The organism is Streptomyces sp. NPDC126510 (assembly GCF_040302345.1).
Lineage (GTDB): Bacteria > Actinomycetota > Actinomycetes > Streptomycetales > Streptomycetaceae > Streptomyces.
On record NZ_JBEORR010000001.1, the window covers coordinates 428,884 to 452,053 of the forward strand.

Annotated in this window: 19 protein-coding genes; 10 read left to right on the forward strand and 9 right to left on the reverse strand. The window is 70.8% G+C overall.

Features of this window, described 5'->3' with window-relative positions:
• Nucleotides 1-80: 80 nt before the first annotated feature.
• Nucleotides 81-968 (reverse strand): NAD(P)-dependent oxidoreductase, encoded by an 888-nt coding sequence (locus tag ABTX60_RS01700; RefSeq protein ID WP_352095080.1) that lies wholly within the window; start codon nt 966-968, stop codon nt 81-83.
• Between the two features lie 84 nt (nt 969-1,052).
• On the reverse strand, nt 1,053-1,376 hold the full coding sequence (locus ABTX60_RS01705; RefSeq protein WP_352095081.1) for a hypothetical protein: 324 nt from the start codon (nt 1,374-1,376) through the stop codon (nt 1,053-1,055).
• Nucleotides 1,377-1,552: 176 nt separating this feature from the next.
• On the opposite strand from ABTX60_RS01705, the gene ABTX60_RS01710 reads away from it, so the two are divergent.
• A complete protein-coding gene (locus tag ABTX60_RS01710; protein WP_352095082.1) occupies nt 1,553-4,807 on the forward strand; it encodes an AfsR/SARP family transcriptional regulator in 3,255 nt (1,084 codons plus the stop codon).
• Nucleotides 4,808-5,040: 233 nt separating this feature from the next.
• Here ABTX60_RS01710 and ABTX60_RS01715 read toward each other — a convergent pair whose 3' ends face one another.
• A complete protein-coding gene (locus ABTX60_RS01715; RefSeq protein ID WP_352095083.1) occupies nt 5,041-5,874 on the reverse strand; it encodes an SDR family NAD(P)-dependent oxidoreductase in 834 nt (277 codons plus the stop codon).
• A gap of 200 nt (nt 5,875-6,074) precedes the next feature.
• On the opposite strand from ABTX60_RS01715, the gene ABTX60_RS01720 reads away from it, so the two are divergent.
• The 3 genes from ABTX60_RS01720 (at nt 6,075) to ABTX60_RS01730 (ending at nt 8,417) form a co-directional block, all read left to right on the forward strand.
• Nucleotides 6,075-6,368 (forward strand): DUF3253 domain-containing protein, encoded by a 294-nt coding sequence (locus tag ABTX60_RS01720; protein ID WP_352095084.1) that lies wholly within the window; start codon nt 6,075-6,077, stop codon nt 6,366-6,368.
• Between the two features lie 247 nt (nt 6,369-6,615).
• Entirely contained in the window at nt 6,616-7,311 is a 696-nt protein-coding gene (locus ABTX60_RS01725; RefSeq protein ID WP_352095085.1) for a response regulator, read from the forward strand.
• Nucleotides 7,308-8,417 (forward strand): sensor histidine kinase, encoded by a 1,110-nt coding sequence (locus ABTX60_RS01730; RefSeq protein WP_352095086.1) that lies wholly within the window; start codon nt 7,308-7,310, stop codon nt 8,415-8,417. The genes ABTX60_RS01725 and ABTX60_RS01730 overlap by 4 nt, the downstream gene beginning before the upstream one ends.
• A gap of 20 nt (nt 8,418-8,437) precedes the next feature.
• On the opposite strand, the gene ABTX60_RS01735 is transcribed toward ABTX60_RS01730, so the two are convergent.
• Both ABTX60_RS01735 and ABTX60_RS01740 read right to left on the reverse strand, forming a co-directional pair.
• A complete protein-coding gene (locus ABTX60_RS01735) occupies nt 8,438-10,225 on the reverse strand; it encodes an ABC transporter ATP-binding protein (protein WP_352095087.1) in 1,788 nt (595 codons plus the stop codon).
• 74 nt (nt 10,226-10,299) lie between these two features.
• On the reverse strand, nt 10,300-10,515 hold the full coding sequence (locus ABTX60_RS01740; protein WP_352095088.1) for a hypothetical protein: 216 nt from the start codon (nt 10,513-10,515) through the stop codon (nt 10,300-10,302).
• A 212-nt stretch (nt 10,516-10,727) separates the two neighbouring features.
• Between ABTX60_RS01740 and ABTX60_RS01745 the strand changes: the two genes are divergently transcribed.
• Nucleotides 10,728-12,023, forward strand: coding sequence for a DUF418 domain-containing protein (locus ABTX60_RS01745; RefSeq protein ID WP_352095089.1), 1,296 nt, complete (start codon nt 10,728-10,730; stop codon nt 12,021-12,023).
• Between the two features lie 484 nt (nt 12,024-12,507).
• Here ABTX60_RS01745 and ABTX60_RS01750 read toward each other — a convergent pair whose 3' ends face one another.
• The 4 genes from ABTX60_RS01750 to ABTX60_RS01765 form a co-directional block, all read right to left on the reverse strand.
• A complete protein-coding gene (locus tag ABTX60_RS01750; RefSeq protein ID WP_352095090.1) occupies nt 12,508-13,356 on the reverse strand; it encodes an RNA polymerase sigma factor SigF in 849 nt (282 codons plus the stop codon).
• A 125-nt stretch (nt 13,357-13,481) separates the two neighbouring features.
• Complete coding sequence (locus ABTX60_RS01755; RefSeq protein WP_352095091.1) at nt 13,482-14,414, reverse strand: anti-sigma factor RsbA family regulatory protein; 933 nt, start codon at nt 14,412-14,414, stop codon at nt 13,482-13,484.
• A complete protein-coding gene (locus ABTX60_RS43175) occupies nt 14,414-14,968 on the reverse strand; it encodes an STAS domain-containing protein (protein ID WP_502992259.1) in 555 nt (184 codons plus the stop codon). The genes ABTX60_RS01755 and ABTX60_RS43175 overlap by 1 nt, the downstream gene beginning before the upstream one ends.
• Before the next feature lie 30 nt (nt 14,969-14,998).
• Entirely contained in the window at nt 14,999-15,403 is a 405-nt protein-coding gene (locus ABTX60_RS01765; protein WP_352095093.1) for an ATP-binding protein, read from the reverse strand.
• A gap of 367 nt (nt 15,404-15,770) precedes the next feature.
• Here ABTX60_RS01765 and rpmF point away from each other — a divergent pair, with 367 nt between their 5' ends.
• From rpmF to ABTX60_RS01790, 5 genes are all read left to right on the forward strand, one after another.
• A complete protein-coding gene (rpmF, locus tag ABTX60_RS01770; RefSeq protein ID WP_352095094.1) occupies nt 15,771-15,941 on the forward strand; it encodes a 50S ribosomal protein L32 in 171 nt (56 codons plus the stop codon).
• 6 nt (nt 15,942-15,947) lie between these two features.
• Nucleotides 15,948-17,135, forward strand: coding sequence for a GTP-binding protein (locus ABTX60_RS01775; RefSeq protein ID WP_352095095.1), 1,188 nt, complete (start codon nt 15,948-15,950; stop codon nt 17,133-17,135).
• A gap of 429 nt (nt 17,136-17,564) precedes the next feature.
• Entirely contained in the window at nt 17,565-19,877 is a 2,313-nt protein-coding gene (locus ABTX60_RS01780; protein ID WP_352095096.1) for a beta-L-arabinofuranosidase domain-containing protein, read from the forward strand.
• A gap of 108 nt (nt 19,878-19,985) precedes the next feature.
• Nucleotides 19,986-21,398 carry a non-reducing end alpha-L-arabinofuranosidase family hydrolase gene (locus ABTX60_RS01785; protein WP_352095097.1) on the forward strand — a complete coding sequence of 471 codons (1,413 nt, stop codon included), beginning with the start codon at nt 19,986-19,988 and terminating at the stop codon, nt 21,396-21,398.
• 86 nt (nt 21,399-21,484) lie between these two features.
• Nucleotides 21,485-23,131 (forward strand): glycoside hydrolase family 27 protein, encoded by a 1,647-nt coding sequence (locus tag ABTX60_RS01790; RefSeq protein WP_352095098.1) that lies wholly within the window; start codon nt 21,485-21,487, stop codon nt 23,129-23,131.
• The last annotated feature ends 39 nt before the right edge of the window (nt 23,132-23,170 follow it).

Consider the following 23,170-nt stretch of genomic DNA (forward strand, 5'->3'; position numbering starts at 1 on the left):
TTCGGGCATGGCGAAGGGGCCGACTCCGACGGGGAATGCGGAACCGGCCCTTCGTCAAGGGGTGAATGCCTGGTTGATGCCTACCGGCTGGGGCGGCGGTATGCCTTCACCACGCTGGCGTAGCTGTTCCTGGCGTGGCCCTGGGCGATGACGCCTTCCATCAGCGCCTCGGAGTACTTGGGCAGTTCGGTGTCGACGCCGAGGGCCTCGGACTCCTCGACGAGGTGCTTGAGCGCGCCCAGGTGCGTTTCCAGAGTGGCGTCGTTGGCCGGGAACCTCTCGTCGCCGGCGTCGATCTGCGCGGCGTAGTCGGCCGTGAACATCTTGATGGCGTCGAGCCACATGTGGGCCCAGGGCAGGAATTCCTGCGCCTTGACGCCGCCGGTCTCCACGATGGCCACGCCGTGCAGGAAGCTGTTGAGGGCGCCCCACATCAGGCCGAGCAGCGACACGTCGAACAGGGCGGGCTTGCCGTGGTCGGTACCGAGGTAGGTGGTGCCGCCGCCGAGGAGTTTCAGCACGGGCTCGTGGGCGTCGTAGACGGCCTGGTCACCCGCGTAGAAGAGGACGGAGGTCTCGGCGCCGATGCCGGGCGGGGTGATCATGATGGCGCCGTCGAGGTACTGCGCGCCGTTCTTCTCCGCCCACGCGGCGGTCTGCCGGGCCTGCTCGGAGGAGCCCGTGGTCAGGTTGACGACGGTCTTGCCGCGCAAGGCGTCGCCGAGCGAGCCGATGACGTCGTGCACCACGTCGTACGTCGAGACGCAAACGACCACCAGGTCGCTCGCGACGACAGCGTCGGCGGGGGTCGCGGCGAGGACCGCGCCGTCCTCGACGAGGCCGTCGGCCTTGTCCGCCGAACGGTTCCACACGGTGGTGGCATGACCCGCCTTCAGGAAGGCGGCGGCCAGCGCCTGCCCCATCAGGCCGAGGCCGAGCACCGACACCGGGGGGTGGTTGTCACCCATGAATCAGTTCCTCCAGTACTAAGTGGTGTGCTGAGCGAGCCGGCACGCGGGGCGCGCCGGTGAGAGAGAGGTCCGGGCGTCGATTCAGAGGAAGACGGTGCCGGGATTCGGGCCGCCCAGGGCGCGGCCCTGGAGTTCGATGCCGACGCCGGCGTCGGCCGGCGCGTGCGGCGAGAAACCCTGGATGTCGCGGTGGAAGCGCTGCGGGTGGACGTCGCGCCGGATGACGGAGCCGCCGGTGGACATCACGTCGGGCAGCCAGGCCGTGGCGAGGTCTATGACGTGCACGTCGAAGTCGGGTCGCAACCGGGCCCGCGAGGCCGGCCAATTTGCCGCGACGTGCCCGAACCGGCCTTTTCTGATGCTGCCGATGATGATCGCCAGCCGCAGTCGTTCATTCTCGGCCACCTGCCCCCCGCCTTCCACGCCAGCGCCGAACCGCATTCCTCTGGGAACCCTGGCGCATGCCCCTTCGGATTCGCTTCGGACGACTTCGGAAACGCTGCGGGGAAGCCCTTCGGGGCGGTGGCCGAGCCCTTTTCGTCGCACGTCAACGCCGGTCGTCGGCCGGTTACGCTGAGATCATGGAATTCGGGGTGCTGGGGCCGGTGGAGGTGCGCACGGACGAGGGTCGTCTCGTGCGGGTGCCCGAAGTCAAGGTGCGCATGCTCCTCGCCGAGCTGCTCGCCCACCACGGGCAGGTCGTCCCGGCGGCGCGGCTCATCGAGGACCTGTGGGGCGGCTCGACGTTCACGGCCCGGCCGTCGGCGTCCCTCCAGGCCAAAGTCTCCCAGCTGCGCCGCGCGTTGGAGGACGCGGAGGCGGGGGGCCGTGATCTGATCGCGCACCGGCCGCCCGGGTACGTCCTGGACATACCGGCCGGTGCGCTCGACGCCGGGCGGTTCCGCGAGCTGGTCGCCCGGGCCGGGTCCGGCGCGGACCCGGTGACGCGGGCGGCGCTGTACACCGAGGCGCTGGCGCTGTGGCGGGGCCGGGCCTTCGCCGAGTTCGCGGACCGGCCGTCCGTGCGGCCGACGGCGGCGAGCCTGGAGGAGGAGCGTCTGACGGCGGTGGAGGAACACGCCTCGGTGCGGCTGGAGCTGGGTGAGCACAGCCTGCTGGTGGGCGAGTTGACGGAGCTGGTGGAGCACCATCCGCTGCGCGAGGGCCTGCGGGGCGCGCTGATGTGGGCGCTGTACCAGGCGGGGCGCTCCTCCGACGCGCTCGACTGCTTCAACGACCTGCGGCGCCGGCTCGACGAGGAGCTGGGGCTGACACCGGGGCCGTCCCTGGAGGCGCTGCGGCAGGCCATTCTGCGCCACGACCCGGTTCTGGCCCGTCCGGAGCCGCCCGCGCCGTCCGCCGCGGTGCTGCGGGCGGGCCCGGCGCCGACGGGTTCGGCCTCGCCCCTGGTGGGGCGCGAGCAGGACGTCCCGGCGATCCGGGCGCTGCTCTTACAGCGCCGCCTGGTGACGCTCACCGGCCCCGGAGGGGTCGGCAAGACGCGCCTCGCCCAGGCCACGGCGGAGACTCTGGCGGGCGCGTTCCGCGAGGGCACCTGGCTGGTGGAGCTCGCGGACGCCGGGGGCCCGGAGCGGTTCGCCGGTGCGGAGGCGCTGGCCGAGCAGGTGATGGCGACGCTGGGCATCCGGGAGAACAGCTCCGACGACGATGCCATGGGCCCGGCGGACCGGCTGGCGAACGCGCTGGCCGGGCGGCGGCTGCTGCTCGTGCTGGACAACTGCGAACACGTCGTGGAGGCCGTCGCGCACCTGACCGGCCTGATGCTGGGCCGGGCACCGCACCTGCACATCCTGACGACCAGCCAGGAACCCCTGCGGACCCGTGACGAGACGGTGTATCCCGTGGCGCCGCTGTCGCTGCCCCCGGAGAACGAGCCGGATCTCGACGCCCTGACCAGCGCGGGAGCCGTACGTCTGTTCGTGGACAGGACCAGGGCGACGGACCCGGACTTCGTGCTGGACGCCACCACCGCTGCGCTGGTCGCGGATGTCTGCCGGAGACTCGACGGCATTCCGCTCGCCCTGGAACTGGCCGCCACGCGCGTGCGGTCGCTGGGCATCCGAGAACTGCACGACCGGCTCGACGACCGTTTCAAGGTGCTCAACAGCGGTTACCGGGACGCCCCTTCGCGCCACCGGACGCTGCAGGCCACGCTCGACTGGAGCTGGGGCCTGCTCGACGAGCGGGAACGGACCGTGCTGCGCAGGCTGTCGGTGTTCGGCGAGGGGTGCGGGCTGCGGGCCGCCGAGGACGTGTGCTCCGCCGGCGGCGTGTCCCCCGCCGACGTCCTCGACACGCTGAGCCTGCTCGTGGAACGCTCCCTGGCCGTCCGCACGGAAGGGCCGCAGGGTTCGCGCTACCGGCTGCTGGAGTCGGTCGCGGTCTACGCGCGTGACAGGCTCGCCGAGTCCGGTGAGCACGCCGAGACCGCCGCCCGGCACCTGTGCCACTGTGTCCGCCTCGCCGAGCGGGCCCGGGCGCATCTGCACGGGCGGGAGCAGTCCCGCTGGTTGCAGTACCTGGACCTGGAGGCGGCGAACGTGCAGCGCGCGCTGGCCGAGGCCGACCGGTCCGGGGCCGCGCAGGAGGCGCTGCGCCTGGTCAACTCGCTGACCTGGTACTGGTACGTCCGCGGCCGGCTGGGCGAGGCCCGCCGGGCGCTGGCGACGGCCCTGGACACGCCGGGCGAGGCCGCGCCCGGGGAGCGCGTGGAGGCGGTGTTCTGGTACACGGGCATCCGCCTGCTCCTCGGTGAGCACGCCCCGGAGTGCGACGCGCCGGAGGACGACCCGACCGATGCCACCCCGGAGACGACCAGGGCCCAGTGGTTCCTGGCGCACGCGCAGTGGACGGTGGGGGCGCTGGCCGAGGGCGAGCGGCGGGTCGAGCGCGTCCTGGCCCGCTTCCGCACCCTGCGTGACGCGTGGGGCACGGCAGCAGCGCTGACCACGCGCGCGTGTTTCGCCCTGGCCCGCGGGGACCTGGAGTCGCTGCGCGACAACGCCGAGGAGGCCCGTGCCCACTTCGCGGAACTGGGCGATCTGTGGGGCCGGTTGAAGACGGCCGATGTGCTCGGCAGGCTCGCCGAGATCAACGGCGACTACGACCGGGCGGCCCGGCTGCACCGGGAGAGCCTGCGGATCGCGCAGACCCTGGAGACATGGCCCGAGATGCCCGCGAAGCTGTCCGGTCTCGGCAGAATCGCCCTGCTCACGCGGCGCTACGACGAGGCCGACGACCTGCACACGCGGGCCGTGCGGATCGCGGTCGAACAGGGCAACCAGCCGGCCGAGCAGTTCGCCGCGCTGGGCCTCGCCCTGAGCGCCCGCCGTCAGGGCCGCCTCGATGCCGCCGAGGAGTGGCTGCGCCCCTGGCTCGCCTGGAACCGCCGCCGCGGGGACGGCCCGGGCCTCGCGCTGGTCCTGGCCGAGCTGGGCTTCCTCGCCGAACAGCGCGGCGACGCCGGCCGGGCCCTGGCCCACCACCGGGACGGCCTCGCGGCCGCCGCGACGACCAAGGACCCCCGCTCGGTCGCCCTGGCCCTCGAAGGCCTGGCAGGCGCCTACTCCCTGGCCGGCGCCCCGGAACGGGCGACGCGCCTCCTCGGCACGGCGGCGGCGGCCCGGGAACGGGCGGGCGCTCCCCACCCCCCGGCGGAGCGGGGAGACGTCGAGCGCATCGCGTCGCGCCTGCGCGCCACGATGGACGAGGAGACGTACACGAGCGAGTTCACCGCCGGCACCCGACGCACCCCTGAGGCGGACGTCCTGGCGGAGACGCACTCGCAGACACCGGGCCGGGAGCCCGCCACGTGACCACCCGAGCACGCCGCGGCCGTCGTGGACCGCCGCGGCCGGCACCGCGCCCCGCGTCCGGGTGCCCGGCCCCCCTCCTGCGATGAGGGCCCGGGCTGTCCCGGTCGTCGTGGAGGCCGGGCGCGCGCCCCGTCGGCGCCCCGGCCCCGCCCGGCGTGATGCGCGGCGGCCCCTCGACGCTGCCGGGGATCTCTGTGGAGGCAGGTGGCACGACGGCGACCGGTCCGGACGGCTCATCGGGGAGTGCCGGGCACCTCGTCGTGGCGGGGCGTGACATGGAAGTCGAACGCCAGCGTCCCCGGATCCAGGGCCGTGGCCCCGCCGTCGACGGTGAGCACGGCACCGTTCACGTAGGACGCTGCCGAGGACAGCAGCCAGCTGACGGTCTCCGCGATCTCACGCGGCTCACCCGGACGCCCCAGGGGAAGAAGCCCGGTCACCTCTTCGTACGCGCCGTCCACGCCCTCGCCCCGCAGGTCGGCCTCCGCGGCGAAGCGCGCCATGCGGCGGTCGGCCATCTCGCTTCTCACCCAGCTCGGGCACACGATGTTGGCCCGCACGCCCTGCCGCCCGTAGTCGACGGCGACGGAACGGCAGAGCTGGAGCAGTGCCGCCTTGGACGTGGCGTACGGGGCGTTGCTCGTACCGTTGCGCAGGGCGGACACCGACGCGACGGCCACCACCGCCCCTCTCGCCTCCAGCAAGTGCGGGATCGCGGCACGCAGGAGCAGCAGCGGACCGGTGACGTTGGTGCGCATCACCTCGTCCCAGTCCTCCAGCGACAGGTCGCCCACGGTCCCGCCGCGCCCGATGCCCGCGTTGAGCACAAGTCCGTCGAGTCGCCCGTACGCGCCCAGGGCCGCCTGGACGAGACCGTCGGCGGCCTCGGGGTCCCTCACGTCGGAGGGGTGCGCGAGTACCCCGATCTCCTGTTCCAGACGTCGCAGCGGCTCGCTCCGGCGCCCCGAGACGACCACATGGTGACCTCCTTCGCGCAACAGCCGGGCAGTGGCCTCCCCGATGCCCGACCCTCCGCCGGTCACGACGACAACCCGCTTGTCAGTCACTGCTGTTCCTGCTCCTCGGCGATCACACGACGCATCCGAGCCTAGAACCCGCTGATCGGTTGCTGCTGACTTTGAGACAGGGCTGCGGCCGGCTCGTCGCAGCCGCGTGGGCCGCTGTCTTCCCGTTCGTCACGGCACCCGAGCCGCACCGTGTGTGGGGCGTGAGCGCGTGGTACGTGAACGGTGCCACACTGGATTGCGTGGCGGAGACGGATCGGCAGCTCGATCAGCGTCTGGAGCAGGTCATCATGAACCTGCTGGAGCGGCGTGCGGCCACCGCCTCGATCTGTCCGTCGGACGCCGCGCGCGAGGCCTACGACGGTGACGACGAGGGCTGGCGGACGCTGATGGAACCGGTCCGCCGAGCGGCTTGGCGCCTGGTGGCGGCCGGCGAGGTCGAGGTGACCCGGTCCGGCCGCCCCGTCACGGAAACCGGGGCCCGCGGGCCGATCCGCATCCGTCGCGCAGCTCGGCGGCGGCCCGGCTCCGGATGAACCGGTCCGGACGGCCAGGCCCCCGTTCCTCCCCCTGGGGCGATCACCTCACGCGCGAAACAGCAGCAGGTCGGTCCGGCACGAGACGGCAACCGGTCCGCCGTCCCAAGGGTTCCGCAGCCTCACCAGGGCCGCGTTGTCCCTGCCGACCGGAGGGTGTCACCCCGCCGTGTGGCCGGAGGTGCCGCTCGTCGGGCCGCGGGGACTCCGCCTGGCTTTAGGGTCGGTCCGGTACGGGCCGGACGGCATGAACGAAGATGAGGCGGAACGCGTGATCCGGGTAGTGGTGGTCGACGACGAGGCACTGGTCCGCTCGGGCTTCGAACTCATCCTGGGCGCGTCCGAGGACATCGAGGTCGTCGCGACCGGGAACGGCGGCGAGGCCGTGGAAACCGTCCGCCGGGAGCAGCCGGACGTGGTGCTGCTGGACATCCGGATGCCGGACGTCGACGGGCTCACCGTCCTGCGCGAGCTGCGCACGGCGCCGGATCCGCCGGTGGTGGCGATGCTGACGACGTTCGACGCCGACGAGTACATCCTGACCGCGCTGCACTCCGGCGCGGCCGGCTTCCTGCTCAAGGACACCGAACCGGAGCAGCTCGCCCACCTGGTGCGCACGCTGGCAGCGGGCGGGGTGGTGCTCTCCCCCAAGGCGTCGCGGAGCCTGCTGCACAGTCACCCCGGCACACGGGCGGCCGTCGACGAGGACGCGGCACGGGTCCGGCTGCTCACCGCGCGGGAGCGCGACGTCCTCGTCCTGGTGGCGGAGGGCCTGTCGAACGCCGACATCGGCGTGCGCATCCACCTGGGTGCCGGCACGGTCAAGGACCACGTCAGCGCGATCCTCACGAAGCTGCGGGTGACGAGCCGGGTGCAGGCCGCGCTGCTGGCGCAGCGCGCCGGGCTGCTCGACGAGCACCCGCGGTCGGAGACCCGCCGATGAGTCGCGCACGTGCCGTTTGGCAGCGGGTTCCCGCGCCGGTCGTCGACATCGTCCTGGTGGCGGTGGCGGCCGTGGACGTATGGCTGAACATGTGGGAGCACACGCGCCTCGGTGTCGCGCCGGCCGCGGTCGGCTGCGCCGCGCTGGCGTTCCGGCGCAGGTTCCCGCTCGGCGTGTTCGCGCTCACCCTGCCCATCGCGCTGATGCAGGATGTCGCCGTCGCTGTGCTCGTGGCGCTGTTCACGCTGGCCGAACGCTCCCGCAACCGCCTGCTCCTCGCGGTGTGCGTCGCCCTTTCCGCCGTCGCGAGCAGCACTCCGTGGCCCCTGGCCGAGGTCGACCGGACCATGACACTGGTCTTCTTCGTGTACGGCCTGGCGACCAGCGTCGCCCCGGTCCTCTTCGGCCAGCTTCTCCAGACGCAGCGGGACCTGGCCCGGCGGCTGGCCGAGATCGAGGAGGCCAGGGAGCACGAGCGGACCCTGCACGCACAGGCCGTGCTCGCCCGAGAACGCGCCCAACTGGCCCGCGAGATGCACGATGTGGTCTCCCACCAGGTCAGCCTGATCGCCGTACGGGCCGGAGCGCTGCAGGTCGCCACCAAGGACGCGGACGCCGAAGAGGCTGCCCGCACCATCCGTTCGCTGAGCGTCACCACGCTCGACGAACTGCGCACCATGGTCACGCTGCTGCGCGCCTCCGGAGGCCGCACCACCGAGCCGACCCCGCAGCCCACCCTGGCCGACCTGCGCAAACTGGTGGGATCCAGCGGCACTCACGTGGAGTTGTCGGGCGAGCTGCCGCCCGCCGTGGGGACCCCGGCACAACGCGCCCTCTACCGTACGGTCCAGGAGGCGCTGACCAACGTCCGCAAGCACGCCCCCGGCGCCACCGCACGCGTCGAGTTGTGGCAGGACGGCGACGGCATCGGAGTGACCGTCACCAATACGGCGGCCACACGCCCCTCCCTGTCCCTGCCCGGTTCGCGGCAGGGCTTGGTCGGTCTGCGGGAAAGGGCCGAGATCCTGCACGGCACGCTGGACGCGGGTCCGACCGCGGAGGGCGGCTACCGGGTGCGGCTGCGGGTCCCCCTCAGCGCGGACTGACCGCCTCCCCGCCTGGTGCGTCATCGCGCGGGGGCCAGGAGCTGAGTGGCCGCCAGCTGCGCGTACAGCCGGTCCCGGGTCACCAGTTCCTCATGCGTGCCCACGGACCGGACCCGTCCGCCGTCCATGACGACGATCCGGTCGGCGCCCGTCACCGTCGACAGGCGGTGGGCCACCACCAGCACGGTGGTCTCGCGGGACACTTCCGTGATGACGTCTCGCAGCGCCAGCTCGTTGACGGCGTCGAGCTGCGAAGTCGCCTCGTCCAACAGCAGCAGCCGGGGCTTGCGGAGCAGGGCGCGGGCGATGGCGATGCGCTGCCGCTCGCCGCCCGACAGCTTCGAGCCGCGGTGTCCGACCGGGGTGTCCAGGCCGTGGGGCAGGCGCTCGACGAGGGTGTCGAGTTTCGTCCGGGCCAGGACGTCGCGGATGTCGGCGTCCGTCGCTCCGGGCGCCGCGAACACCAGGTTCTCCCGCAGCGTACCCGCCAGTACCGGGGCGTCCTGCTCCACGTAGCCGATGGCAGACCGCAGCTCGGGCAGAGGCCAGTCCCGTACGTCCGTTCCATCGACCAGGACCCGGCCGCCGGTGGCCTCGTAGAACCGCTCGATGAGCGCGAACACCGTCGACTTGCCCGCACCGGAAGGCCCGACGAAGGCGGTCATCCCCGTGCGCGGCATGTCGAAGCTCACCTGCTGATGGGTGTACGGCAGGCCGGGCCGGTAGCGGAAGGACACGTCCTCGAAGCGGACCGACGCCGGACCCGACGCCGCCGTCAGCCGCCCGGGCCGGGCGCCCTCCTGCCGGTCGGTCGGTTCTGTCGAGAGGTGTTCCACCTGCGCGATCCGGGAGATCGCGGCCGCCCCCTCCTGATAGCAGGTCACGGCGTCGATCAGCTTGGACACCGGCTCGATCAGATAGAAGAGGTACAGCAGGAAGGCGATGAGGGTGGACACGGGAATCTCCCCGGACGCCACCCGAGCACCTCCGATCCCGAGCACCGCGAGGAAGGCCAGCTGGACGGCGAGTTCGTCGGCGGAGCCGGCCACGGACTCCCACTTCGCGCTCTTCACACCGTGCCGCCACGCCCGCTGTGCCGCCGCCTCCACCCGGGCGGTCTCCCGCTCCTCGGCACCGGACGCCTTCACCGTACGAAACGCCCCGAGCGCCCGCTCCAACGCGACGGAGATCTCCCCGACCGCCTCCTGCGACCGCTCGGTGGCCCGCGCGATCCTCGGCATCACCAGCGTGACGGCCCCGCCGACCAGCACGACCACACCGAGCGTCACACCCAGCAGCACGACGTCCAGGTACGCCATCATCACGATCGCCGCCACGAGGGCCACCGCACCGGTGGCGGCGGCGACGACCGCATGGGTGCTGACGGCCCGCAGCAGCGTCGTGTCCGAGGTGACCCTGGACATCAGATCGCCCGGCGGGATCCGCTCCCACTCCGCGATCCGCAGTCGCAGAAACCGCCCCACCAGGCTGCGCCGCGCGGCCAGGACCACCGATTCCGCCGTCCGCTCCAGCACATACGCGCCGAGCGCCTCGGCAGCCGTGCCCAACAGCACCAGCACCGTGAGCGCGATCAGGATCCCGGCGATGGTGTCGCCGGCGGCGAGCCGGTCCACCAGGGTCTTCGCAGCAAGGGGCTGCAGCAGTCCCCCGGCGGCCCCGGCCAGGGCGCACAACAGGCCGAGAGTGACCGACCACCGGTGCGGCCGGACGTACGCGCCCAGTGCCTTGACGGTCTCTCGGGAGGTCAGGGACGTCTCATCCGTCGCCGGGGCGGATGCGGTGTTCACGAAGTTCCTTTCTTCTGCGATCTGCCGGGCACCGCATGAGCGGTCCGCGCGCCGGGGCGCGAGCAGGGGTCGGCTCAGCCGACGGCTGCGGCCGCCTGCGCGGCGAGGGCGCGCACCAGCCCTTCGGACAACTCAGGACGCACGACGAAGAGGACGAAGGCGCCGGCCGCCAGGGTCAGGCCGACGAACTCCAGCAATGCGCCCCTGCCGGAGACTGCGTCACGGCCCGGGAGGCCGGCCGTCGTTCCGGGGAAGTCCTCGCGCTCGTCGTGTCGCGCACGATGTGTCATGCCTCCAGCCTGGGGGCCCGTCCGCCCCGCGCCCATCCGGCGACTGTCGGGTCCACCCCCGCCGAGTGGCTGGAGAAGACAGTCGTCCGGTCGTACCGGACCGGCCGGGGAGGAGACTCTGCCGGTCGGCAGGGCGGTACCCGCCGACCGGCGGGGGCGTCACCGAAGACTGCCGGATGGTTCGCTCGTGACGCCCACGCGAGGTTCTCCGTATGACACAGACACAGCCGCCCCAGGAGACGCCTGCTCCCCAGAAGACGCCGGCCCCACAGAAGAGCGCGCCTCCACCGTCCCGAGCCTCCCCCGAGTCCGCCGTGCCGGCCTCGCCCAGGCCCTCGATGGGACGCCTCATCGGGGTGGATCTGGCCCGCGCGCTGGCGGTGTTCGGCATGTATGTCGTGCACATCGGACCGCCGCTGTCGGCCACGACCGGCGTCGCCGGCTGGGTCCGATACGTGGCGGACGGTCACTCCTCCGTCCTGTTCGCCACCCTCGCCGGGTTCTCCCTGATGCTGCTCGCCGGCCGTCGTGAACCGAAGACCGGCCTGGCCGGCCGGCAGGCGAAGGCCCGGATCGCCATCCGGGCCGTGGTCCTGCTGGCCCTGGGCACCGCGATGGCCATGGAGTACGGAGGAGTGATCATCCTCGGCTTCTACGGGGTCTACTTCCTGCTGGCCCTGCCCCTGGTGCGACTGCGCGCCAGGACGCTCGCGATCACCGCCGCCGCCCTCGCCCTCGTCACCCCGCAGCTGGCGTTCGCCATGAACGCGCTGCTGACACCGTCGGTCCAGCACAGCATCAACACCTACGACCCGCTCCACCGCCTCAGCGGCGTAGGACTGCTCGATCTGCTGCTCACCGGCTTCTACCCGGCGCTCACGTGGATGTCGTTCGTGACGGCGGGCATGGCTCTGGGCCGCCTCGACCTGTCTTCCGGTACTGTCCAGCGGCGCCTGGCCGCGCTCGGTGCCACCCTCACCGTGGGTGCGTACGGCATGTCGTTGCTGCTCGCCGGCAAGGGCGCGTTGCGGAGCATGGCGGAAGACGGGTCGTCGTCCGGCAGCTCCGGTTCCATGCCCCTCGGCAGCGGGTCGGCACCTCTCGACGGCGGGTCGTTCCCCGACATGCCGGCGTCGTCGCTCCTGACGGCAGGGCCGCACAGCGGCACCACGTTCGACATCATCGGCAGCGTCGGCGTCGCGATCCTCGTGATCGTGGGCGCGACCGTGGCGATGGACCGCCTGCCGCGCCTGCGCCACCTGGCCACACCGGTCATCGCCGTCGGCACCATGTCCCTGACCGCCTACGTCGGCCACTTCATCGCACAGTCCGCGCTGTCCCTGACGGCCGGGACCGGCACCCAGCAATCCTGGGGACCGCTGCTCATGTTCATTCTGGGAGCCACCCTGTTCGCCGCGCTCTGGTCCCGCTTCTTCCGCCGCGGCCCGCTGGAGTACCTCCTCAACGCCGCCACCAAGCCGGCGAAGCGCATCCGAACTGGATCGTGAGCTTTCCCGGCGACGTCGTGCAGGGAAAGGAGCGGGTCAGTACCGCCATCGTCCTCACTCCATGACGGACGGCCGTCCTGAGGCGTTCACCGAGGGCTCGCCGATCTCCGCCCGGCGCACCAGGACCTCCGCGCTCGCCGCCGGCACCTCGGCACCGGGAGCGAGCCGCAGGGATCTCGTTCATCGGGCTGGGACCGATCAACCTGGAGGTGCTCGATCCGGCACTGGCCAGCCGCGCGGCGACCGACAGGGCGGACGCGCGGGTCGGGGGCACCCTCTGCCGAGGCACCGCTCAGCCGGCGACGCGGCCGGCCGGGCAGTAACGCTATTTCACGGCAGTCCCACGGCGCCCAGAATCATCCATATGCACCCGACGCCCGCATCGACCGAATCTGCCGCCCACCTCGACGGCAGCTCGTTCTGCCCGGTTCTGGGCGGCGTCCGCCTACGGACTGCCGGTCCCGGCATCGCTTCTGCGGTGGCCTCAGCGGTGGGTGAGCATGCCTTCACGCAGGCGGGCCAGGGTCCGTGACAGGAGTCGGGAGACGTGCATCTGGGAGACGCCGAGGTGTTCGCCGATCTGGGCCTGGGTGAGTTCTTCCACGAACCGCATGTGGATGATCTGCCGGTCCCGCTCATCGAGTTCGGCGAGCAGCGGGGCGAGGGTGTGGAAGTCCTCAACCAGTTCCAGCGCCTGGTCTTCGGCACCGATGAAGTCCTGCAGGGCGCTCTCGCCGTCTTCGCTCCCGCCGATCGCGGCGTCCAGGGAGGAGGAGTTGTAGCCGTTGGCGGCCAGACGGGCCTCCCGCACCTCTTCCTCGGACAGGCTCATCAGCTCCGATAGCTCCTGGACCGTGGGCGTGCGGCCGAGCCGGCTTCGCAGTTCCTCGGTGGCGCGGGCCAGTTCGACGCGGGCTTCCTGCAGCCGGCGCGGCACGTGCACGGCCCAGGTGGTGTCGCGGAAGAACCGCTTGATCTCGCCCACGATGTAGGGGATCGCGAACGAGGTGAACTCCACTGCGCGCGTCAGCTCGAACCGGTCGATGGCCTTGATCAGGCCGATCATGCCGACCTGGACGATGTCCTCCATCTCCTCCGCGCCGCGGCTGCGGAAACGACCGGCCGCGTAGCGGACCAGGGACATGTTCATCTCGATCAGCGTTCCCCGGGCGTAGCTGTACTCGGGGGTGCCCTCTTCCAGGACCGTCAGCTGTTCGAAGAAGAGCCGGGAGAGCTGTCGAGCGTCCTTGGGCGCCAGCCGGGAGGGGTCGGCGACCTCCGGCAGCTCGCTCGTTCGTACGTCCAGTGCCGCCGGAATGCTCATGAGCGCCATGCTGTGCCCTCCCCAAGTTCGAGCCGACCGCTACCGCCTGTAAAACGGCCGACGGCGCAGCGCGTACCCCGTCCTCCCGCACCTATGCCTGTGCTGTGTTGAGCGGGCGCGCCACCTGGTCGTGGTCAGCTGGGAAGGTAGCAGCGAATGGTGGTGCCGTCGGGACCGGTGTGGACGCGGACGAGGTCGGCGAGTTGGTGGACGAGCAGGAGTCCACGGCCGCCGGGCTGCGTGGGATTCGGCGGGCGGCGGCCGGCCAGGGGATCGGTCAGCTGTCCGCCGTCGTGGACCTCGCAGACGATCCGGTCGCTCTCGGCCCAGATCCGCAGCGTCCCCGAGCCGGCGCCGTGGACGACGCTGTTGGTGGTCAGCTCCGCCACCGCGAGTTCCAGATCCCCCAGCCTCACGCCGGACACGCCCAGGGATCGCGCCTGGGACACGGCGAAGTCGCGGGTGTCGGGCAGGGTCTGGGCGGCGAACGGGCGAACCGCGGCTTCGCGGGGGGCGAGGAGTGGCTCGTTGTAGCGGGCGATGATCCGCTCGGGGCCATAGGCGGTGGATGGCGTCTGGCCATCGGCGTCGATGACGACCGGGTGGGTCGCCAGGGCGTCGCTGAGGGCCTGCTTCTCCAGCTGCCCGGCGTCGTAGGGGCACAGGATGGTCACCGCGCGCCCGGTGAAAGCGGCGTTGATCAGCGCCTCGTGCTGGACGCACGCCGGGTACTCGGCGGCGGAACGACCCCGCCAGATCGGCTCGCCGATGATGCGGACCCGGCGGTCGCTCGGCTGCGCGTCGGCGAACCGGCGCAGCACGCTGGGGATGATGCGGCCGGGGTTGCGGCCGGCCCGGGTCATGTCGATGAAGCGCACCTTCGCCGCTTGCTCACCCAGCCCCTCGCGGATCAGCTCCAGGCGATCCGGCGGAGCGGCGACGGCTGCGGGCTCACCGGCGTCCAACCCTTCCTGCAGGAAGGGAACCGTTCCCGCGATGTACTGGTCCGTCCCCTCGTAGAAGAGCGCCGGATGAACGAACGGCTCGTGTGAGGTGCCTGTGCTCATCACCCAGCCACCTCGATCGCGGCAAGCCCGGGCCAGAAGAGCTCAAGGATGCGGGGCAGCTGCGCCGGAGGTCGGTGCAGCACGATCCGCTGCCCCTCGGGGAGACGCTGGGCGGTGACCGCCAGATCCGTCACGCCGGCCACATCCACGAACCGCACCCGGGACATGTCCACGTGCAGTACGTCCGTGCGACGCTCGACCAGTTGCTTGAGCGCCTGCTGCCAAACGGTCCGTGTGTTCATGCTGATCTCCCCGATCGCCCCCAGCCCCGAATTGTCAGGCAACGGATTGATCTGCAGTACCGCGTCACGTGGCGGCGCGACGGGGGGCCCGCCCACGCCAGGTGCGACATCCACGCTCTTGCCCCCAGTCCCCCGGGCTCGGCCGCACAGCGGCTCACATCGATCAGCTTGCACGATACCCGGTCGGGAACCGCCGACGCCCAGTCGTGCCAAGCGAGGGAATCGGGCCGAACCCGGCCTGGGCGGGTCCCGGTGAGGCGCGCCGGTGGACCTCATGCGACCGAGTAGGTCTCCTCCCGTGGTGGCGCCCATGCCGTTCTCGCGCTCACGGGGAAGGCGCGCTCAGGAAGCGAGGCTGAGTTCGGCCCAGACCGTCTTGCCGGGGTGGCGCGGGGTGACGCCCCAGCGGTGCGCGAGCCGTTCGAGGAGCTGCATGCCGAAGCCGCCGGGCTCGGTGTTCTTGGCGACACGCATGCGCGGCCAGCGGTCGCTGCAGTCGCTGACCGCGATGCGCAGCAGCCGGCCGTTCCAGGTGAGTCGGATCAGAGGCGGACCGGCGCCGTGGCGGATGGCGTTGGTGATCAGTTCCGAGACGAGCAGTTCGGCGGTCTGGATCATCCGGTCCTGGCGCAGCGGGCCGCCGAAACCTTCCACGCAGTCGCGGACCCAGTGCCGGGCGGCCGCGATGCTCGCCGTGACAGCGGGAAAACGCGATTCGCAGGACGGAATGGTCGGTTCGCCGTTCACGAAGTTCCTCCAGCCTGGGTGGCGGCTCTGCCCTGCCGCCGGCCGGCGCTGCACACAGCCGGCCGCAGCCGTCTGTCGGGTTACCCCTGTCTGCCTGGTGAACCATCTGTGTCCGTCGAGTGACGGGCTGATCCTGTGAAGGTTGATCACCGCTGTCGACGGGACTGAGTGAGTCCCGCACAGGTCCAGGTCAGACCCCGTTTCTGGGTTTGCGGTCCCACATGTCGCTGCCCAGACGGACAGCGCTACGGGGCCGCCTCGGGAGGGCGCCGAGCGGATCGGCGTGGATACGCGACGGCACCGATCGCAATGAAATCCATTTTCATGTATCGTCTGCCTCGCTCACCGATCGCACCCGGAGGTCCGCATGGCCGTGCCGAAAGACAAGATGTCGCGCAGCAACACCCGGCACCGTCGCGCGCAGTGGAAGGCCACGACGCCGCAGCTGGTGACGGTCACGGTGGACGGCGTGCCGTACCTCGTCCCCCAGCGGCCGGCCAAGGCGTACGAGCGCGGACTGCTCCACCCCGAGGGCTGACCCAGCATGACCTACGCCCCCTCGCCGCGCCTTCCCGTCACCGTTCTGTCGGGCTTCCTCGGTGCCGGCAAGACCACCCTGCTCAACCATGTACTCGGTAACCGCGAGGGCCTGCGTGTCGCCGTCATCGTCAACGACATGAGCGAGGTCAACATCGACGCCGCCCTCGTGCGCGGCGGCGGGGCCGCTTTGTCCCGCACCGAGGAACGCCTGGTCGAGATGACCAACGGATGTATCTGCTGTACCCTGCGCGACGATCTGCTGGAAGAGGTGGACCGGCTGGCGCGCGAGGGGCGCTTCGACTACCTCCTCATCGAGTCCTCCGGCATCTCCGAGCCCATGCCGGTGGCCGCCACCTTCGCCTTCGCCCGCGACGACGGCGCCACCCTCGGCGACCTGGCCCGGCTCGACACGATGGTCACAGTCGTGGACGCCGCCAACTTCCTCCCCGAGCTGGCCGGGGGCGACGAACTGACCGAACGGGGCCTGGACCAGTACGAGGACGACGAGCGCACGGTCAGTGACCTGCTGATGGACCAGATCGAGTTCGCCGACGTCATCGTCCTCAACAAGCTCGACCTCGTCGACGCCGCGTCCACCGGCCGGCTACGGGCCACCCTCACCCGGCTCAACCCCGCCGCCCGCGTGGTACCGGCCGTACGGGGCCGCGTATCCGTCGGCGAAATCCTGGGCACCGGCCGCTTCGATCTCGAGCGAGCGCAGCAGGCCCCGGGGTGGGTCAGGGAACTCAACGGTGACCACGTGCCCGAGACGGAGGAGTACGGCATCTCCTCCACCGTCTTCCGCTCGGCGACGCCCTTTCATCCCGGGCGGCTGTGGACGTTCGTGACGGAGGCACTGGACAGCGGCGCCTACGGGCAGGTTCTCAGATCCAAGGGCTTCTTCACCCTCGCAAGCCGACCCTACGTGACGGGACTGTGGTCGCAGGCCGGTTCGGTGGCGCGTTTCGAGCCTTCCTCCGCTCGTGACACCGACAGTTCCTACGCCCAGGAAATCGTCTTCATCGGAACCCGGCTGGAAGCGGAGCCGTTGCGGACGGCCCTGACCGGCTGCCTCATGCGGGAAGGCGAGGCCGTGCCCGCTTCCGACCCCTTCCCCGCCTGGGACACCTACGGCTTCGACGAGAGCTGCGCGCACGAGCACGACCCCCTCACCACCGTGACGGAGCACTGATACCGGACCGCACGGTGATCGCCGCCGCGGCTTCACCGCAGGAGGAGCACGCCCCGGCCCGTTCCAGGCGCCCCCAACAGCCACCGCCCGGCCTGGCCAGGGATGACCTCGTATGGCATGAGCAAGCCTCGCCAGCGCATGGGCCCTGCCCGGTGCTCCCATGTGTGACGCGACGTCAGAGGCGTGAGTCAGACAAAAACTCGCGAGTAGCCAAGCCTTCCGTGTCGCGAGACTAGACAGGAGCAACGTCCGTATCCGTTAATCCATCCCATGTATCACTCGAGAGGGTTGATCGAACCGAGACCCCAACGGATGAGCACGTAACGCGTCGCGCCCGACCGCCCGACCGCCCGACCGCCCGACCGCCCGACCTGTGAGCGAACGCACCGAAGACCAAGCAGTCACCTTCCCCCCACCGAAGGGTGCGAGATGTCTTCCTCCGTCAGCAGACGGCGTCTCCTGCAAGCAGCCGGGGCCACGGCCGCCGCCTCTGCCACCGGTTCCTTCCTCGGCGCATCGCCCGCCCGGGCGGCCGCACCTCCCGCAAGGGCCGACATCGGGGTGTCCGCGCATCCCTTCGCGCTCGGCCAGGTCCGGCTCACCGCGAGCCGCTGGCTGGACAACCAGGACCGCACGCGGAACTACCTGCGGTTCGTCGATGTCGACCGGCTGCTGTACAACTTCCGCGCCAACCACCGTCTGTCCACCAACGGCGCGACTGCGAACGGCGGTTGGGACGCTCCGACGTTCCCCTTCCGCACCCACGCCCAAGGGCACTTCCTCACGGCGTGGGCACAGCTCTACGCGGTCACCGGGGACACCGTCTGCCGGGACAAGGCAACCCATATGGTCGCGGAGTTAGCCACATGCCAGGCCAACAACAGTGCCGCCGGTTTCGGCGCCGGGTACCTCTCCGGCTACCCCGAGTCCGACTTCGCCGCTCTCGAGCAGCGGACCCTGAGCAACGGCAACGTGCCGTACTACACCATCCACAAGACCCTGGTCGGCCTGCTGGACGTGTGGCGGCACATCGGCAGCACACAAGCCCGTGACGTCCTGCTCGCCCTGGCGGGATGGGTCGACCGGCGCACCGGCCGGCTGAGCGGCCAACAGATGCAGGCCATGCTGCAGACGGAGTTCGGCGGCATGAACACCGTGCTGACCGATCTCTATCAGCAGACAGGCGACGCGCGGTGGCTCACCGTCGCCCAACGGTTCGATCATGCCGCGGTGTTCGACCCTCTGGCGGCCGGCCAGGACCGGCTCAGCGGACTGCACGCCAACACGCAGGTACCCAAGTGGATCGGGGCAGCCCGGGAGTTCAAGGCCACCGGCACCGCTCGGTACCGGGACATCGCCACCCATGCGTGGAACTTCTGCGTCGACAACCACACGTATGCCATCGGCGGCAACAGCCAGGCGGAGCACTTCCGCGCCCCGAACGCCATCGCCGGCTACCTGAACAAGGACACGTGCGAAAGCTGCAACACCTTCAACATGCTCATCCTCACCCGGGAGCTGTTCGCGCTGGACCCGAATCGGGCCGCCCTGTTCGACTACTACGAGCAGGCGTGGCTGAACCAGATGATCGGCCAGCAGAACCCGGCGGACGACCACGGCCACATCACCTACTTCACCCCGCTCAACCCGGGAGGCCGACGTGGTGTGGGCCCGGCTTGGGGCGGCGGCACGTGGAGCACCGACTACGGCACCTTCTGGTGCTGCCAGGGCACCGGCCTGGAGATGCACACCAGGTTGATGGACTCCCTCTACTACCGCAGTGACACCACCCTGATCGTGAACATGTTCGTGCCCTCGGTGCTCGACTGGTCGGAGCGCGGCATCACCATCACCCAGACGACCACCTATCCCGTGAGCGACACCACGACCCTGCGGGTCACCGGGAACGTCGGCGGAACCTGGGCGATGCGCGTACGCATCCCGAGTTGGACCTCCGGGGCCACCGTCAGCGTCAACGGCGCGGCGCAGAACATCACCACCACGCCCGGCAGCTACGCCACCCTGACCCGCACCTGGACCTCCGGCGACACGGTCACCGTCCGTCTGCCCATGCGGGTCGTCATGCGGGCGGCCAACGACGACGCGAACGTCGCCGCGATCACCTACGGCCCGGTGGTCCTGTCCGGCGACTACGGCGACTCCGCGCTCAACTCCCTGCCGAGGCTGGACACGTCCTCGATCAGACGGACCGGCAACACCTCGCTCGCCTTCACCGCCACCGCCAACGGATCCACCGTCGGCCTGGGCCCGTTCCACGACGCGCACGGCCACAACTACACCGTCTACTGGAACACCAGCGGTACCGGCACCGTCCGTCTCGCCAACGCGGGCAGCGGTCTCGTGCTGGGCATCCAGAACATGTCCACGGCCGACGGCGGCCGCGCTCTGCAGTGGAACGACTCGGGCACCGCCGACCACGACTGGCACATGATTCCCGACGGAAACGGGTTCCGCTTCCGCAACGCCCACAGCGGCAAGGTGCTCGGTGTCCAGGACATGTCCACGGCGGACAAGGCGACCCTCCTGCAGTGGGCGGACAACGGCACCGCCGACCACCGCTGGACGCTGCTCGATCAGGGAGACGGGACCTACAAGATCCGCAACGTGCACAGCGGCAAGGTGCTCGCCATCGCGAACAACTCCACCGCTGTCGGCGCGTTCGCGGTGCAGGACTCGGACGACGGTACCGCCGACAACCGCTGGCGCCTCGTGCGGAACTGACGCCCTCCCGAAGCCGGTCGCGGTCGATCTCCCACCCTCCTGCTTGCGCGACAGTTCGACCATTGATCGATATATCGAACGTCCCCTTACTCAAGAAATGAGACCCCCATGCGCAGACGTGGTTTCAGCCCCAGGCAGCTGTCTGTGGTGCTCGCGGCCCTGGTCGCTTCCGCGGCGACACTCGTCGCCAACCCGGCTCAGGCGGCCACCAGCGGCGCGTTGCGCGGCGCCGGTTCCGGCCGGTGTCTCGATGTGCCGAACGCCGGCCAGACGGACGGCACGAACCTGCAGATCTGGGACTGCACGGGCGGGACCAACCAGCAGTGGACGCTGACGGACGACAGCCGGCTGACCGTGTACGGCAACAAGTGCCTGGATGTGCCCGGCCACGCCACCACGGCCGGCACGCGGGTGCAGATCTGGTCCTGCCACGGCGGCGCCAACCAGCAGTGGCGGGTGAACTCCGACGGCACGATCGTCGGGGTGGAGTCCGGGCTCTGCCTGGACGTCAGCGGCGGCGCCACGGGCAACGGCACGGCGGTGCAGCTATGGAACTGCAACGGCGGCAGCAACCAGAAGTGGACGGGTCCGTCCGCGCCGCCGGGCGACACGTGTGCTCTTCCGCCGGCGTACCGCTGGTCGTCGACCGGCCCGTTGGCGCAGCCGTCGAACGGCTGGGTCGCGCTGAAGGACTTCACCACCGTGCCGTACAACGGCAAGCAGCTGGTCTACGCGACCACCTCTGACGGATCGTCGTGGGGCACGATGGCGTTCCGTCCCTTCACCACCTGGTCGGACATGGCGACGGCCACCCAGACCGGGATGAGCCCGGGCTTGGCGGTGGCGCCCAAACTGTTCTACTTCGCGCCCAAGAACGTCTGGGTGCTGACCTCCAACGGGTGGGGTACCGCCTGGCCCTTCACCTACCGCACGTCCAGCGACCCCACCAACCCCAACGGCTGGTCCGCCCCGCAGCCGCTGTTCACCGGCAGCCTCCCCGAAGGCGGCCCGATCGACCCGACCATGATCGCCGACGACCAGAACATGTACATGTTCTTCGCCGATGACAACGGCAAGATCTACAAGTCGACCATGCCGATCGGGAACTTCCCGGGCAGCTTCGGCTCGTCGTACACCACGGTCATGAGCGACACGAAGGAAAAGCTGTTCGAGGCGCCGGAGGTCTACAAGGTCAAGGGCCAGAACCAGTACCTCATGATCGTCGAGGCGATGGGTGCGAACGGCCGCTATTTCCGCTCCTTCACCGCCTCCAGTCTGAACGGTCCGTGGACACTGCAGGCCGGCAGCGAGAGCAGCCCCTTCGCCGGCAAGGCCAACAGCGGTGCCACCTGGACCAACGACATCAGCCACGGTGACCTGGTCCGCACCAACCCCGACCAGACCATGACCGTCGACCCCTGCAACCTGCAGTTCCTCTACCAGGGCAGGACCCCCGCATCGGACGGCACCGACTACCTGAAACTGCCGTACCGCCCGGGTCTCCTCACCCTGCGACGCTGACCCGCACGCACGTGATCACACACTCCTGACCCCGCCGTTCAGGCCCGCGAAGCGGCTCCGCTTCGCGGGCCGGGAAGGGACCCCCCATGGTTCCCCTGCACAGACGACTGCTGCGGCTCCTCACGGCCACCGCACTGACGCTGAGCGCCTGCGCCACGGCCTCCGCCGGCACGACCGCCCAGGCCGCGCCGGGCAGCCCCGCGCTCACCCCGCCGCTCGGCTGGAACAGCTGGAACAGCTTCGGATGCGGGATCACCGAGGCCCAGGTCCGCCAGGCCGCCGACGCGATGGTGTCCTCGGGCATGAAGGCCGCGGGCTACCAGTACGTCGTCGTCGACGACTGCTGGTTCGACCCCCAGCGCGACCCGGCGGGCAACCTGCGGGCCGACCCGACCAAGTTCCCCAGCGGCATGAAGGCGCTTGGGGACTACATCCACGGCAAGGGCCTGAAGTTCGGCATCTACCAGGCGCCCAACGAGAAGACGTGCGCCCAGGGCGTGGGCACCTACCCCGGCTCCACCGGCAGCAAGGGCCATGAGGCCCAGGACGCCGCCACGTTCGCCTCCTGGGGCGTGGACTACCTCAAGTACGACTGGTGCTCCGGCAGCGGCACCCTCGGCGAGCAGGTCGCGCGGTTCACGACCATGCGCGACGCCCTGCGTGCCACCGGCCGTCCGATCGTCTACAGCATCAACCCCAACAGCTTCCACGCCCCCACCGGCGCCACGTACGACTGGGGACAGGTCGCCGACCTGTGGCGGACGACCGAGGACCTGCTCGACATCTGGCAGAACGGCAACACCAACAGCTACCCGATGGGCGTCGGCAACGTCCTGGACGTCACCGCGCCACTGGCGGCTCAGTCGGGCCCGGGGCACTGGAACGATCCCGACATGCTCGTCGTCGGCCGCCCCGGCCTGTCACTGACCGAGTCACGTTCCCACTTCGCGCTGTGGGCGCTGATGGGCGCCCCTCTCATCGCGGGCAACGACATCCGCACCATGTCCGGTGACGTGAGCGCGATCCTGCGCAACCCCCGTCTGCTGGCGGTGAACCAGGACCCGCTGGGCGCGGGCGGGCGCCGGGTCCGCGACGACGGCGACACCGAGGTGTTCGCCAAGCGCCTGTCCGACGGCTCGGTCGCCGTCGGCCTGTTCAACCGAGGGAGCAGCACCGCGACCATCACGGCCACGGCCGCGCAGGTCGGCCTGACCGGAGGGTCGTTCACCCTCACCGACCTGTGGACCGGCGGCACGTCGAGCACCTCCGGGCAGATCTCCGCGAGCGTCCCGGCACATGGTGTCGCCGTGTACAGGATGACCGGCGGCAGCCCGCTGGCCTCCACCACCGGGCGCCTGCGCGGTGGCGGGTCCGGCCGCTGCCTGGACGTGGACGGCGCCGCCACCGCGGCCGGGTCGAAGACGCTGCTGTGGGACTGCCACACCGCCGCCAACCAGCTCTGGACCAGCTGGGCCGGAGGCGAGATCCGCGTCTACGGCGACAAGTGCCTGGACGCCTCCGGCCGGGGCACCACCAACGGCACGCCGGTCGTCATCTGGCCCTGCAACGGCCAGGACAACCAGAAGTGGACGGTCGGCTCCGACGGGTCGGTCCGCAACGTCCGCGCCGGGCTGTGCCTCGACGCCAAGGAGGCCGGCTCCGCCAACGGGACCCCGGCCATCCTGTGGACCTGCAACGGCCAGAACAACCAGAAGTGGACCACGCTCACGTAACCCGTGCGCGGGGCCGCAGGCGGTAGCGCCTGCGGCCCC